A 14,916-nucleotide genomic window follows, 5' to 3' on the forward strand; every position below is an offset into this window, starting at 1 on the left:
CGCGGAGTTCTGCGACGGGCCATGTCGAGGCCCCGTGAGGGAGGTGTGGTCTCGATACGCCGCTCGTTCCTCGGGGCTACTCGACCACGTACAGCGCGCGTAGGTGGTCGAGTAGGGAGGTCGCTCAGCGACCGACCGTATCGAGACCACGTGACGTCGGCCGAAGCGGTCACTCGGTCCCGTCGAGCTGAGGCTCTTCGATCGTCGTCGGACGCGCCGAGGCGAGCGGGTAGGAGAGCACGTACACGCGCTGGGGCGCCGTGCTGGCGATCCCCTCGTTGTTGACCTGGTTGACGCGCTGCACGTAGAGATCAAGGACCCGAGTCCGACGCCACTGCTCCGTGTCATACGACGGTTCCCAGTCCTCCACCGAGTCGTGGGTCAGGTCGATCGGGGGATCCCAGGCGGCGCCGAGTCCGCGGCGCGTGGCGATGCTGACTTTCTGGCCGCGTTCCTGCGCGCGGAAGACGAGGTGCACGACGCGGTTCGCGCCGCTGCCTTGTGCGAGTACCTGGGGTCGTGAGATCGGGATCGCGAGTGTGCCGAAGCCGCCGAGCTCGAAGGAGGTGCGGCTGAGGAACCCGGTGTCGTCGATACACCATCCCGCCGGAGTGCGTCCGTCGTTGCAGTGGCCCTCGGGGGCCTGCTCGATGATGCGGTACTGCACGGGTCGCTTCACGCCGGACCGTGCCTGTCCATCGCTCCAGTACGTCGCGATGACGGGTTGATCCTCCTCGTCGACCGCGATCGAGGTCTGGTTGATGAGATTGCTGTTCTCCGGCACCGCGGCCAGCAGTTCGGCGTCGGCGCGCGTGACCGGCATCGCATAGCGTCGTCCGTCGGAGCGTTCCCACTCCACGCCGCTGCCGTCGATCGACCGCGCGTAGGACACGTCGTGATTGGTGCGGACGTCGCCGGTCCGGCGCCAGGTCCAGGCCAGGTGCAGGCGCCCCTTCGAGTCCACGGTCGCCTGCCAGTACGGGTTGCGCTGGCCCTCACCGTCGAGGAGGCGATCATGGACCCGCGTCCAGCGTCCGGTGCGGGGGGTCGTACCGGTTGAGCACGAGGTCGCCGGCGCCTGAGCGGCCGAAGCGGTAGAGGAAGAACAGGCCGCCGTCCGGGAGCCGATAGAACTCCGGATAGGTCACGAGCGTCTCACCGCGGCCCACCATCGACTCCTTGGGGCCCAGTTCGAGAGACAGGGGAGCGACGGAGCGCGCGTAGGACAACGGCGAATTGTGATGACCCCACGAGACGTGGAGATACCCGCTGCCGTCCACGGCGATGCTGATCGAGTTGTGTGCGTCGGTCGGATTGCCGGTGTGCATCGAACGCTCGTACTCCCAGCGTCCTCCTCCGGACCGGCGGGCGAGCACGAGTGCCCCGTTCTCGTCGTAGTAGGCAGTGAACTGGTGGACCACCCCATCGGCTTCGTGGCTCACGACGGAGTTGCGGCGAAAGACCGTCGCATTGACGGAGTTGTTCGCCCAGGCGGGGGAAAGCGGGCTCATGGAAGCGCCGTTCGCCGGCTTGATCTCCGCGGGAGGCTCGAGATTCGCCTTCTCGCGATAGGCGTGGTTCTTCCCGTCCCAATTCCCGACCAGAGCACGGTCGCCGGGCCGGCCGAACACCGCGACGCGGTCGGCGGCACCCGCCTTCATGCTGTTCTTGACGTGGTACTGATTCCCTCGACGAACCGTCAGCGTGTCGACACCATCGCCGTCCCAGTCTCCGACGAGCACCACGTCGGTGGCCTGGCCGTAGGGGACGACGTTGTCGGCAGCGCCGTTCGCGAGGTTGTTCTTGACGTGGTACGTCCGCCCGCGGCGGACCGTGAGAGTGTCGGTGCCGTCGCCGTTCCAGTCGCCGACGAGGATCACGTCGTTCGGGCGTCCGTAATGCACGACCGCGTCGGCCGGACCGCTCGTGAGGCTGTTGCGGATGTGGTACGTCCGCCCGCGGCGGACGGCGAGGGTGTCGGTGCCGTCGCCGTTCCAGTCGCCGACGAGGATCACGTCGTTCGGACGCCCGTACCGGATGACGACATCGGCCGGTCCACTCGTCAGGCTGTTCCGGAGGTGGAACTCGTTCCCGCGCCGAACGGCGAGGGTGTCGGTGCCGTCGCCGTTCCAGTCGCCGACGAGCATCGCGTCGCCCGGGCGTCCGTAGTCGAAGAAGTAGTCGGATTCGCCGGGGGCGATACGCGACTTCACGAAGTTGCGGCGGTCGCGCCGCAGCAGGAGCGAGTCCTGGCCCGCGCGGACCGAGGCGCTGACTCGGCCTCGCTCGAATCGCTGAGTCCAGAATCGGCCCGATCGCACCTCGTCTTCGCGCGGCAGTCCGAGTTCCTCGAACCCGCCGAGTCGGCGGAATTCACTCAACACGGGTTCGGCGATGGCCCACGCAGCGTCGCCGGACACCACGACGAGTCCGCCCTCGAACTCCTGGATGCCCGTACCGCGTCCTGCGCCGTCGGGCTGAAGTTCCGAGGTGGGGAAGCCGAGCGCTCCGTGGGCACCGTTCCTCGAATAGGCGGCCCACGCGGCGCCATGGACAGCGAAGACCCCGCGTTCGGTCGCGTACAGCCGCCCGTTGACGAAGTCCTGGACGTACCCGGTGTCACTCACCTGACGGCGGGGCCCGTACGACGAGCCGAGTGCGGCGGCATGCGGTCCCGTGGCCTCGTAGGCCTGCAGCGGGCCGACGGGATCGTCGGCAGCAGGGTCAGCGGCGACGGGCGGAGTCACCACGAGCGTGGTGGCGAGCAGAGCGGCGCACATGAGCGCGAGTCGTCGCACGGGCGTTCCTTCGGGGGGACGACGTCAGGGGAAGGGCGTGGGCCTGACGGTCGCACGTACGGCGGCGCGCGTGGGGCGTTTTCTCCGGATTTCACCCCTTCGGACGGGTCGCCACACCCCCCGTTGGGACTGCTCGCGACCTCCCACTGCCGCCGGGGCGCTGGAGACCTGCGCGGGTCAGTGCTGCCACCCGCGAACCTGGTGAACGGTGGCGGTCTTGGGGTACGTGCCGCCACGTGGCCCGATCTCGAAGAGGTCGATCATGAGGAAGAGCGGGTAGTCGGGCGCCTGGGCGATGCGTCGCAGTAGTCGCCCGTCGCACCCGATGACGGTCTCGCCATGGCCCCAGATTGCGGTCCACGTGTGCGGCTGCGAGGCGTCGACGGGGACGATGACCTCGGCCATATCGGTGGTCATGCGCGGGTCATGATGTGCCTTGATGCCACTGCGGACACGTGTCGCCGGCCCGATGGCGTCGGCATCGATTTCGAGGATGCAGATCTCACCAGAGTCACGTGCCGACAGGTGCTCTGTCCCGATCAACCAGGCAGCGACCATGCAGTTCGATCCACGGCTTGCCGCGAGCGTGATGTCGACTCGCCCGCGGGACGGGGCGAACAGAAGCTGCTGGCGGGTCTCGGTACGAACCTCGAGGTCTGCCCGATGACGGTGCGTCCCGATGGCGGAGCCGACCGGCCCCGAATAGACCCCCGTCTGCAGATTCGAGACGCGTAACGGGGCGTCCTCAGGGCGCCAGTCACGCTGGTCTGCGTCGATTCGCAGCTCTATTCCCGGCCGCAGCAACGCATAACGAGCGCGTGCCCGCTCCGGCGTCGTCCAGTGCGGAAGATAGCTCGGAACCCACAGCTTCGAACTCAGTTCTCCCGTGAAACTCTCATCGACGTCAGGAGCCCGGTCCGGAGCCGGCGGGAGCTTTTCGAACGTGAACGGCATGCGCCATGATCACACGCCCGCCCACCGGCTCAGGTGGTCAGCATCGCGGCGTTGAGCGTGCTGGGCGGGACACCGAAGCCCTCGATGAGCGTCAGCGTGTGCGGCCGCAGCTTCTCCAGGAGGGCGTTGACCTCGGCGGTCACCTGCTTGGCGCGGTCGGTGGTCAGCCGGTGGTGCTCCATGAACCATGCCTTGTCCCGCTCGATCGCGCTGAGGGCGTACAGCGAGCACACGTCGCGCAGGAGTTCCTGCGCCTCGGGGTCGTCGCAGCGCGCGATGCCGGCGGTGAACGCCTCGAGCACGACACGTTCGATGTGCACCTGACCGACTTTGAGCACGTGGTCCTGCGCCTCGTTGAAGATCTCGAACGACCGCTCGGGCTCCTGCCGGGCGCGCTGCAGACGACGGGCGGCGGTCTCGATGACGTGCTGTTCGCGGTCCTCGAACAAGCTCAGCTGGGTACCGCGGTCGAGCAGGTCGTGCTCGTCGCCGCCACCGGGCCGCGCGTCGATGAGCCGCTGGATCAGGCCACCGGCGGCGGTGCGCTCCTTGACGATGTCGGCCACCGACTCGGCGGCGAACCGCACCATGCCGAGCGGGTCGAGACCGGTGACCTCCTTGGCGTAGGCGGTGAGCATCTCCTTCGCGACGAGCTGCATCAGCACGTGGTTGTCGCCCTCGAAGGTCGTGAAGACGTCCGTGTCGGCCTTGAGCGTCGTGAGGCGGTTCTCGGCCATGTAGCCCGCGCCGCCGCACGCCTCGCGCGCTTCCTGGATCGCCCGGGTCGCGTGCTCGGTCTGGATGGCCTTGAGGCCCGCGGCACGACTCTCCAGCTCGCGCTGCTGCTGCGGATCGGGATCGGGTTCGGTCTGCAGACGATGCATGCGCGCAACGAGTTGGTTCTGAGCGAACCGGAAGGCATAGGAGGTGGCGACGAGTGGCAGCAGGCGGCGCTGGTGCACGCGGTAGTCCATGAGGACGGTCTCCTCGCCCTCGCGGCCCTCGAACTGCCGGCGCTGCAGCGCGTACCGGCCGGCGATGCTGAGGGCGACCTCGGTGGCCGCGCTCGCCGATCCGCCGACGCTCACTCGGCCGCGGATGAGCGTGCCGATCATCGTGAAGAACCGCGCGCCGGGGCTCTCGATCGGCGAGGAGTAGGTGCCGCGCTCGTCGACGTTCGCGTAGCGGTTGAGCAGGTTCTCCCGCGGAACCCGTACCTGGTCGAACATGATGCGTCCGTTGTCGACACCGCCGAGGCCGCCCTTGTAACCGCAGTCGGAGGTCGTCACGCCGGGCAGGTCATCGCCGTCCTCGTCGCGGATCGGCACGACGAAGCAGTGGACGCCGTGGTCCTCGCCCAGGGTGATGAGCCGGGCGAAGACCGCCGCCACCCGGGCATGGCTCGCGGCGCCCCCGATGTAGTCCTTGCGCGAGCTGGGGGTGGGGGAGTGGATGACGAACTCCTGCGTGGCGGGGTCGTATGTCGCCGTCGTCTCCAGGCTCTGGACGTCGCTGCCGTGCCCGGTCTCGGTCATCGCGAAGCACCCGAGCAGGCTGAGATCGATGATGTCCGGGATCATCGCGTGGTGGCGCTCCGTGCCGAGGTTCTCGATCGCGCCGCCGAAGAGGCCCCACTGGACGCCCGCCTTGACCATCAGCGACAGGTCGAACTGGGCGAGCATCTCGATGCCGGTCACCGCCATCCCGGGATCGCCGGTTCCGCCGTTCTCGGTGCGGAATCCGGCGGCGGGGATCCCGGTCGACACGAGCTGCTTGAGCTGCTCGAGCACCCGGGCTCGCGCCTCGTCCAGGGAGAGCGAGTGGTCGTAGGCGAGATCCATGCCGGCGAGTTCGACTCGGCTCTGCTCGCGCACATGGCGCCACTTGCCGTCGAGCGCGCGACGGAGCGCTTCGGGGGACGTCATGGCCCCACGCTAGCGGCGAAACGGACCCCTTACGAGGTGAGCTCGAGGCTCGCCTGCTCGATCGCCTCGGGCGACAGGACGTGTCCGATCGCCATGGCCGCCGCACCCAGTACACCGGACCGTTCGCCCGTCACGGAGGTGACGATCCGCAGATGCTCGGTGGCCAGCGGAAGCGAGCGCTGGTAGACGACCTCGCGGATGCCCGCCACGAAGTGTTCGCCCGTGGAGGCCAGGGCGCCACCGACCACCACGACCGACGGATTGATGAAGTTGACGACCATCGCGAGCACGTCGCCGAGGTCGCGACCCGCCTGTCGCACGGCCTGGATCGCGTCGACGTCCCCGGCGCGCACCTGCCGGACCAGGTCGGCGGTGTCGCGCACGGGCTTGCCCGCAGCCTGCAGGGCGCGCGCGATCGCAGGACCGGCGGCGACCGCTTCGAGGCAGCCGATGTTCCCGCATCGACACAGCGCGTCGGACGGTCGGCCGACGCGGATGTGCCCGACGTCGCCGGCCGTGCCCTGCGCCCCGCGCTGCAGTTCGCCTCCGGCGATGATGCCGGCACCGATGCCGGTGGACGCCTTGATGAACACCAGATCCCGCGCGGTCGGAAACTGGGCGTGCTGCTCGCCCAGCGCCATGATGTTGACGTCGTTGTCGATCAGCACGGGCACCGGGAACGCCTGCTGCACGTGCGCGGGTACGTCGTAGCGATCCCAGCCGGGCATGATCGGCGGGTTGATCGCTCGACCGGTCGAGTGCTCGACGGGCCCCGGGAGGCCCACGCCGATCGCGGCCAGATCCGTGATCGGGCGCTGCGCCTGTTCCAGCAGCCGGTGAGCGACCGTCTCGACCCACGCGAGGACCACGTCCGGGCCCTCGGCGATCTCGAGATCGGCACGTTCCTCGGCGAGCAGTTCGCCCGAGAGATCGGCGATCGCCGCCCGTGCGTGGGTGGCGCCGAGGTCGACGCCGAGCACGACCCGAGCGGCCGGATTCACCGCGAGCAAGGAGGGCGGCCGGCCCCCGGTGGAGCGGGCGTCGCCGTACGGCGTGACCAGGCCGAGCCGCATCAGGACGTCGACACGGGCGGCGACCGTGGAGCGTGCCAGACCCGTGGACGCCGCGAGTTGAGCGCGGGTCATGGGCTTGTTCTCGCGCTGCAGGAGCGCGAACACGTCACTGGTCTTCACGGGAATGATTGAACCATCGCCGCTTCTGTAGGTCCAGCAATCATCTTTTGACGGGTACTCGACAAAAGTCGGTGAACTGTGTCACAGTGCTGCCGTGGAAGGTGATCTGCCCGTTTTGCGGGTTCGCGACGTGACGAAGAGCTTCGTCGGCAACGTCGTCCTGCGCGGCGCGAGTCTCGACGTCCATCCCGGCGAGGTGCTGGGGCTGGTGGGCGAGAACGGTGCCGGCAAGTCGACGCTCATGAAGATCCTCGCGGGCGTGCACGAGCCGGACTCCGGGACGATCGAGATCGACGGCGCGCCGGTGACGTTCGGGCACCCGATCCAGGCGCAGCAGGCCGGCATCGCCACCGTCTTCCAGGAGTTCAACCTGCTCCCCGAGCGGACCATCGCCGAGAACATCTACCTCGGCCGCGAGCCGCGCAAGGGCCGGCTGGTGGACGTCACCGGGATGGAGCGCGAGGCGCGCTCGCTCCTCGAAGGCCTCGGGATCACCGGTCTCGACCCCGCCCGGCGGGTGCGTACCCTCTCGGTCGCCGAGCAGCAGATCGTCGAGATCGCCAAGGCCGTGAGCCTCGACGCGCGGGTCATCCAGATGGATGAGCCCACCGCCGCGCTCGCCGACCACGAGGTCGCGCTGCTGTACGACATCATCGGCAACCTGACCGCACGCGGCGTGGCGATCATCTACGTCTCCCACCGCCTGCGTGAGGTCCTCCACCTGTGCCGCACCGTGACGGTGCTCAAGGACGGCGAGCAAGTGGACACCCGCCCGGCGTCCGAGCTGAACGAGTCGACACTGGTCCGACGCATGGTCGGCCGCCCCATGTCGTCGTTCTTCCCGCCCGTGCGTCCGGGCACCGAGACGGGAAAGGTCCGGCTCGAACTGCGCGGTGCAGGCAACGATCACGTCGACGGCGTCGACCTGACGCTGCGCGCCGGTGAGATCGTCGGCATCGCCGGACTCCAGGGCTCCGGTCGCACCGAACTGCTCGAGGCTGTGTTCGGCATCGCGCCTCTCACCCGCGGCGAGTTGCTGATCGACGGCGTCTCGGTCACTGTCGGCTCCCCGCGTCAGGCGATCCGCCACGGGATGGCCCTGGTCACCGAGGACCGCAAGGCGACGGGGCTGGCCCTGCAGCAGTCGATCCTCGACAACGCCCTCGGCGTCGTGCGCAGCGTGTTCCCCGGCCGCACTCCCGCCGCGCGACGCGACGTGCCCGGACTGCTCGGCTCCCTCGCCGTCTCCGCCCGGTCGCTCGGCCAGGAGGCGCAGTTCCTGTCCGGCGGCAACCAGCAGAAGGTCGTGCTCGCCCGCTGGCTCACGACCCATCCCCACATCGTGCTGCTCGACGAACCCACGCGCGGCATCGACGTGGGCGCCAAGCACGCCATCTACGAGGTCATGCGCGAGCTCGCCGCCGAAGGCGTCGCTGTGCTCATGGTCTCCAGTGAGCTCCCGGAGGTGATCGGCATGTCCGACCGGATCCTCGTCATGCGCGACGGAAGGCTGGCCGGTGAACTCCCGGCCGGTGCCACGGAGGAGTCCGTGCTGTCGCTCGCGACCGGCGTCGGTGAGGTGGCGTCATGAGCGAGCGCCAGCGAGTGAACATCAGGCACCTCATGACGGCGCCTGCCTATCGTGAGTTCTTCTGGCAGGTGGCGTCATGAGCATCACCGTGCGCCAGGGCCGCACCCTGAGCTCGACCACGATCGTCTTCGCGGTGCTGGTCCTCGCGATCGTCGCGGGCGCGATCATCACCGCGGTCAACGGCCGCAACTTCTTCAGCATCGGCAACATCGACAACGTCCTGACGACGATGACGATCCTCGGGCTCATCGCCGTCGGCCAGACGCTGGTCATCCTCGTCGGCTCGCTCGACCTCTCCGTGCCGTTCGTCGTGAGCCTCGCGAGCGTGACCGCCGGGGGCATCATGGCCGGTCAGACCGGGCGCATCGTGCCCGCGGTGCTCCTCACGCTGCTCGTCGCGGTGGTCATCGGTCTGGTCAACGGCCTGATCGTCAGCCAGCTGCAGGTGCACGGCTTCATCGCGACGCTGGGGACCGGGCTCATCCTCTCGGGCTACCTGGCCTCGAACTTCCAGGGCAGCCACGGCGAGGCGCCCCGCGCCTTCCGGCTGCTGGACGCCACCCGCATCGGCCCGGTGCCGATCGCGACACTGATCATGCTCGGCTGCGCGGTGCTGGCCATCGTGATGCTGCGGCGGACGCGGCTCGGCCATCACCTCTACGCCGTCGGCGGCCACGCCGAGGTAGCGCGCATGTCCGGTGTCCGCACCGCCACGCCGATCATCGCCGCGCACGTCATCTGCACGGTGCTCTCCGCGGTCGCCGGCCTTCTGCTCCTCGCCCGTCTCGGAGTCGGACAACCGACCGTCGGCTCGCAGGGCAGCTACGACCTCATGTCGATCGCGGCGGTCGTGCTCGGCGGGACGCTGCTGAGCGGCGGCAAGGGCAACATCGTCGGGACGCTCGCCGGCGTCGCGATCTTCGCGGTGCTCGACAACGTCATGGGCGTCATGCAGCTCAACCCGTTCCTCAAGGACGTCGTCCGCGGCACGGTCATCGTCGTCGCCGTCGCGGTCTACGCCCGCCGCGAGATCGACCGGCGTCCCGCCCGCTTCGGTTCAGCCTCACCGACTCCCCAGGAGGTGCGATGAGCACCCAGGTCACCCTCCCGCGGTACGAGGGAAGCCTCGGCCGACGTCTCGCGCTGGCGCTGCGCACTCCCGGCGGAGCCGTGTTCGTGCTGGCGGCCGTGTTGCTCGTCGCCATCGTGGTCTCCAACCCGAACTTCGCCGATCCCGGGTCGCTCATCCGCTTCGCCGGCCGTACCGCGCCGATCGCGATCGCGGCGATGGGTCAGTACTACGTCATCGTCAGCGGCGAGTTCGACCTGTCGATGGCGGCGGTCATTGCGGCCCAGGTGGTGCTGGCGGGCAACTTCATCGGTCAGGACGAGGCGCGCATCCTGCCGGGGCTGGTGGTGATGTTCGCGGTCGGCGCGCTCATCGGTCTCATCAACGGGCTGGCCACGACGATCCTCAAGGTCCCGAGTTTCATCGTCACGCTCGGCATGATGCTCGCGCTGACCGGTCTGGTGCGCTACGTGACCGGCGGTGCGGCGACGGGCAACCCGTCGGACGCGTTCCGCGACATCGGTCGCGGCGGCATCGAAGGTGTCCCGGTCGTGGGAATCCTTCCGTTCTCGCTGCTCATCCTGCTCGTGCTCGCGGCGCTCGCGGTCTGGCTCATGCGCCGCCCCTTCGGCCGCTCGATCGTGGCCGTCGGTGACAACGCGGAAGCCGCCCGTTACGCCGGAACCGCCGTGTGGTGGCTCAAGACCCGGGCGTTCATCATCTCCTCGCTGTCGGCCACCGTCGCGGGCATCCTGCTCGTCGGCTACGCCGGCGTCCACCCGTCCGTCGGGTCCGGTTACGAGTTCGCCGCGATCACCGCCGTCGTCATCGGCGGCGTGGTGCTCGGCGGCGGCCGCGGGTGGGTGCTGTCGGCCGCAGCGGGCGCGTTCGCGCTGGAGCTGCTGTTCCTGCTCTTGACGTCGCTCGGTGTCCCGTCCACGTGGCGCAGCACCGTGCAGGGCGTCATCATCATCGTCGCCGTCGCGCTGGCAGGCCGTAGCTGGCGGGCTACCCGCCGGCCTCGGCGTCGCGGCGGAGTCGCCCCCTCGACCCCTCCACCCCCACCCAGCCCACCTCGGGCGCAACGACAGGAGACATCCGATGCGTAGGACCATGAGAGCGGGGGCCCTCGCCTCCGCCGCCGCGCTCGTCGTGCTGGCCGGCTGCAGCACCGACGAGATTTCCGACTCCGGCGACGACGGCGGAAACCAGGACACCGAGTGGTTCGTCCAGGCCGACTTCGACCGTCAGAACGAGCAGCGCGACGCGACCTTCCAGGGTGACGAGAGCGAGCCGTGGCTGCAGTACCTCGAAGGCGACATGACGGACACCTCCGAGTTCGCGTCCGAGGGCCCCAAGAAGGTGTGCTTCGCCAACGCCTCGATCAGCAACCCGTGGCGGCAGACCGGCTGGATCACGATGCAGCAGCAGCTGCAGGTCCTGCAGGAGCAGGGCGTCATCTCCGAGATGGAGACGCGCGACGCCCAGGACTCCGACGACACGCAGATCGCCGACATCGACTACTTCATCAACGAGGGCAACTGCGACGCCTTCGTCATCTCGCCGAACTCCACGGCCGCGATGACGCCGGCCGTCGAGCGCGCCTGTGAGACCGGCAAGCCCGTCGTCATCTTCGACCGTGGCGTCGAGACCGACTGCCCGACGACGTTCATCCACCCGATCGGTGGCTACGCGTGGGGCATCGACACGGCCAACTTCCTCGTCGACAACCTGGAGGAGGGCGACCGCGTCATCGCGCTGCGCATCCTGCCGGGCGTCGACGTGCTGGAGACCCGCTGGGCCGCCGCCGAGAAGATCTTCGAGGAGAACGGCATCGAGGCCGAAGACCATTTCACCGACGCCGATCCCACCAAGATCAAGCAGATCGTCACCGACGCCATCAATCAGGGCCAGGTCGACGGCATCTGGATGGACGCCGGTGACGGTGCCGTCGCGGCCATCGAGGCGTTCGAGGACGCCGGTGTCGACTACCCGGTCATGACCGGTGAGGACGAGATGAGCTTCCTGCGCAAGTGGGAGGAGACGGGTCTGACGGGTCTCGCGCCGGTCTACTCGAACTTCCAGTGGCGTACGCCGCTGCTCGCGGTGCAGAAGATCTTCGCCGGTGAGGAGATCCCGACCGAGTGGGTGCTCCCGCAGTCGCCGATCACCGAGGACGATCGCGGCGAGTACCTCGCGGCCAACGAGGGCATGCCCGACGGTCACTACGCCAAGTTCGGCGGCGAGGACCTTCCGGGCTTCCCGCAGGCCTGGCAGGACCGCTGATTCACGAGCGGCTGCGGCGGGCGATCCCCGCCGCAGCCGCCCCCTGCTCACCACGGACACGAAGGGAGGCGCCGTGCGCCCCATCGGCATCAACACCTGGGTCTGGCGGTCGCCGCTGACCGACGACGTCCTCGACGCGACCCTCGACGCCGTCGCCGCATTCGGCTTCGACGCGGTCGAGCTGCCGCTCGAGCAGGCCGGCGACCTGTCGGCCGAGCGGGTCGTCGCCGCACTGGAACGGACCGGCCTGATGCCGTGTGTCGTGGGCGCGATGGCACCCGGCCGCGACCTCATCGAACCCGGCGCCGTCGAGGGCACGCAGGAGTACCTGCGCGCGTGCGTCGACCTGGCGGCCGACATCGGGGCGCGCAGCGTCTGCGGCCCCTTCTACGCGGCCACCGGGCGGGTCTGGTCCATGACGCCTGATGAACGCGATCAGACCTACGCCACCTGGCGCACCCATCTGGCTCCCGTCGTCGAGCACGCCGAACGCCGAGGCGTCCGTCTCGGCATCGAGCCGCTCAACCGGTACGAGACGTCCCTCGTCAACACGGTCGAACAGGCGCTCACCGGGCTCGACGGGCTCCTCGGTCCCTCGCTCGGGCTCGCGCTCGACACCTACCACCTCAACATCGAGGAACGCTCCTCCGCCGCCGCGATCACCGCCGCAGCCGAGCATCTGGTCCATGTGCAGGTCTGCGGCAACGACCGAGGAGCGCCGGGCCACGATCAGACCGACTGGCCGGCCATCCTCGACGCCCTCGACGACGCCGGCTACGACGGCCCACTCGTCATCGAGAGCTTCACCTCCGAGAACACGACCATCGCCACCGCCGCCTCCATCTGGCGGCCGCTGGCACCCACGCAGGACGACCTGGCCCGCGACGGCCTCGCGTTCCTGCGCGAGCTCACCGCACACCGCAACGGGGGAATCTCATGAGTCCTGCCCCAACGCCCCTGGGAGTCGCCGTCGTCGGTCACTCCTTCATGGGCAAGGCCCACTCCAACGCCTGGCGCAACGTCAGCGCGTTCTACCCCGACGTCCCGCCGGTCGCTCGTCGGGTGCTGGTCGGCCGGGACGCAGCTCGCGTCGGCGAGGCGGCGCACCAGTTCGGTTGGGAGGAGACGGAGACCGACTGGCGGCGCGTGCTGGAGCGTGACGACATCCAGGTCGTCGACGTGTGCACGCCCGGTCACCTGCATTACGAGATCGCGCTGGCCGCGCTCGAGGCCGGCAAGCACGTGCTCGTCGAGAAGCCGTTGAGCAACAGCACGAGTGAGGCCGAGCGACTCGTCGAGGCCGCAGCCTCGGCACGCGCGCGCGGCGTGCAGTCGATGGTCGGCTTCAACTACCGGCGGGTGCCTGCGCTGGAGCTCGCGCGTTCGTTCGTCGCCGAGGGGCGCATCGGCGCGGTCCGCGAGATCCGCGCCGCGTACCTGCAGGACTGGCTCGCCGACGATCAGGCGCCGATGACCTGGCGCCTGCGCCGTGAGCAGGCCGGCTCCGGTGTGCTCGGCGACCTCGGATCGCACGTCGTCGACCTGCTGCGGTTCCTCACCGCGGACGACATCTCCTGGGTCGAGGGGCACCTGGCGACCTTCGTCCCGACGCGTCCCGGGGCCGACGGCCCGGAGCAGGTCACCGTCGACGACGCCGCCTGGGCGCTGCTCGGCCTGACCGGGGGAGCGGTGGCGAGTGTGGAGGTCAGCCGCATGGCCTTCGGACGCAAGAACGGGCTGCGGCTCGAACTCTATGGATCGCGCGGTTCCCTCACGTTCGACCTGGAGCGCCTGAACGAGTTGTGGGTCGACACCGGCGACGGCGGGACCCGGGTGCTCGTCACCGAGCCGCACCACCCCTACCTCGACGCGTGGTGGCCGCCGGGCCACGTGCTGGGGTGGGACCACACGTTCACCACCCAGGCCGCGGAGTTCCTCCATGCCATCGGTACGGGCACCGCGCCGACCCCGTCGTTCGAGGACGGCCTGGCGGTGCAGCAGGTGCTCGACGCCGTCGAGCGCACCGCCGCCGACCGCCACGAGACCATTTCGGCTTCTTGACCACCGCGAAGGAGACCACGATGACCCGACCCTTCACGCTCTTCACCGGCCAGTGGGCCGACCTCACCCTGGAGGAGGTCGCCGAACTGGCGGCGGGCTGGGGCTACGACGGCCTCGAGATCGCCGTGTCCGGCGAGCACCTCGACGCCTCGCGCTGGAACGACGAGGAGTACATCGCCGGCCGCAAGGAGATCCTCGACCGCCACGGTCTCGGCTGCTGGGCGATCTCCAACCATCTCAAGGGCCAGGCGGTGTGCGACGACCCGATCGATGAGCGTCATCGCTCGATCGTGGGCCCGCGCGTGTGGGGCGACGGCGACCCGGAGGGCGTGCGCCAGCGTGCGGCCGAGGAGTTGAAGGACACCGCGCGGCTGGCCCGCGCGATGGGTGTCGACGTCGTGGTCGGCTTCACCGGGTCGTCGATCTGGCAGTACGTCGCGATGTTCCCGCCGGTCCCCGCGAGCCGCATCGACGCGGGCTACCAGGACTTCGCCGACCGGTGGAACCCGATCCTCGACGTGTTCGACGAGTGCGGTGTGCGGTTCGCGCACGAGGTGCACCCGTCGGAGATCGCGTACGACTACTGGTCGACGGTGCGCACGCTGGAGGCGATCGGCCACCGCGAGGCCTTCGGCCTGAACTGGGACCCGAGCCACATGGTCTGGCAGGGGATCGACACGGTCGCGTTCATCACCGACTTCGCCGACCGGATCTACCACGTCGACTGCAAGGACACCCGCATGCGGATGGGCGGCGGCCGCAACGGGATCCTCTCGTCACATCTGCCGTGGGGCGATCAGCATCGTGGCTGGGACTTCGTGTCCGCGGGACGTGGCGACGTGCCGTGGGAGGACGCCTTCCGCGCGCTGGGTCGGATCGGCTACACCGGCCCGATCTCCATCGAGTGGGAGGACGCCGGCATGGACCGTCTCCAAGGTGCCCCCGAAGCGCTGCAGTACCTGCGCCGTTTCGACTTCGAGCCGCCCGCCGCCTCCTTCGACTCCGCCTTCGACCAAGGCTGACGCCGCGACTGCAGCGG

The 14,916-nt window shown here is 69.3% G+C and carries 12 protein-coding genes; 7 read left to right on the forward strand and 5 right to left on the reverse strand.

Going from position 1 to position 14,916, the window contains the following annotated elements; all coding sequences use genetic code 11:
• Positions 1–169: 169 nt before the first annotated feature.
• The 5 genes from EHW97_RS05590 to EHW97_RS05610 all read right to left on the reverse strand — a co-directional run bounded on the left by EHW97_RS05590 (position 170) and on the right by EHW97_RS05610 (position 6,870).
• Entirely contained in the window at positions 170–1,129 is a 960-nt protein-coding gene (locus EHW97_RS05590; RefSeq protein WP_243696319.1) for a BNR-4 repeat-containing protein, read from the reverse strand.
• On the reverse strand, positions 1,014–2,798 hold the full coding sequence (locus EHW97_RS05595) for a BNR-4 repeat-containing protein (protein ID WP_124236180.1): 1,785 nt from the start codon (positions 2,796–2,798) through the stop codon (positions 1,014–1,016). Before EHW97_RS05595 ends, EHW97_RS05590 begins: the two co-directional genes overlap by 116 nt.
• Before the next feature lie 177 nt (positions 2,799–2,975).
• A complete protein-coding gene (locus tag EHW97_RS05600) occupies positions 2,976–3,752 on the reverse strand; it encodes a hypothetical protein (protein WP_208001907.1) in 777 nt (258 codons plus the stop codon).
• Positions 3,753–3,781: 29 nt separating this feature from the next.
• Entirely contained in the window at positions 3,782–5,677 is a 1,896-nt protein-coding gene (locus EHW97_RS05605; protein WP_124236181.1) for an acyl-CoA dehydrogenase family protein, read from the reverse strand.
• Positions 5,678–5,706: 29 nt separating this feature from the next.
• Positions 5,707–6,870 (reverse strand): ROK family transcriptional regulator, encoded by a 1,164-nt coding sequence (locus tag EHW97_RS05610; RefSeq protein ID WP_243696316.1) that lies wholly within the window; start codon positions 6,868–6,870, stop codon positions 5,707–5,709.
• A 94-nt stretch (positions 6,871–6,964) separates the two neighbouring features.
• Between EHW97_RS05610 and EHW97_RS05615 the strand changes: the two genes are divergently transcribed.
• The 7 genes from EHW97_RS05615 to EHW97_RS05645 all read left to right on the forward strand — a co-directional run bounded on the left by EHW97_RS05615 (position 6,965) and on the right by EHW97_RS05645 (position 14,899).
• Positions 6,965–8,461 (forward strand): sugar ABC transporter ATP-binding protein, encoded by a 1,497-nt coding sequence (locus EHW97_RS05615; protein WP_124236182.1) that lies wholly within the window; start codon positions 6,965–6,967, stop codon positions 8,459–8,461.
• Between the two features lie 76 nt (positions 8,462–8,537).
• Complete coding sequence (locus EHW97_RS05620; protein WP_124236183.1) at positions 8,538–9,551, forward strand: ABC transporter permease; 1,014 nt, start codon at positions 8,538–8,540, stop codon at positions 9,549–9,551.
• Positions 9,548–10,639, forward strand: coding sequence for an ABC transporter permease (locus EHW97_RS05625; RefSeq protein WP_124236184.1), 1,092 nt, complete (start codon positions 9,548–9,550; stop codon positions 10,637–10,639). Before EHW97_RS05620 ends, EHW97_RS05625 begins: the two co-directional genes overlap by 4 nt.
• Before the next feature lie 4 nt (positions 10,640–10,643).
• The gene (locus tag EHW97_RS05630) at positions 10,644–11,816 is read left to right on the forward strand and encodes a substrate-binding domain-containing protein (protein WP_208001908.1); all 1,173 of its coding nucleotides are present in this window, start codon (positions 10,644–10,646) and stop codon (positions 11,814–11,816) included.
• Between the two features lie 73 nt (positions 11,817–11,889).
• A complete protein-coding gene (locus tag EHW97_RS05635) occupies positions 11,890–12,756 on the forward strand; it encodes a sugar phosphate isomerase/epimerase family protein (RefSeq protein ID WP_124236186.1) in 867 nt (288 codons plus the stop codon).
• Positions 12,753–13,877 (forward strand): Gfo/Idh/MocA family protein, encoded by a 1,125-nt coding sequence (locus tag EHW97_RS05640; RefSeq protein WP_124236187.1) that lies wholly within the window; start codon positions 12,753–12,755, stop codon positions 13,875–13,877. The genes EHW97_RS05635 and EHW97_RS05640 overlap by 4 nt, the downstream gene beginning before the upstream one ends.
• A gap of 20 nt (positions 13,878–13,897) precedes the next feature.
• Positions 13,898–14,899 (forward strand): sugar phosphate isomerase/epimerase family protein, encoded by a 1,002-nt coding sequence (locus EHW97_RS05645; protein WP_124236188.1) that lies wholly within the window; start codon positions 13,898–13,900, stop codon positions 14,897–14,899.
• Positions 14,900–14,916 lie beyond the last annotated feature (17 nt).

This window comes from Aeromicrobium camelliae (assembly GCF_003850045.1).
GTDB lineage: Bacteria > Actinomycetota > Actinomycetes > Propionibacteriales > Nocardioidaceae > Aeromicrobium > Aeromicrobium camelliae.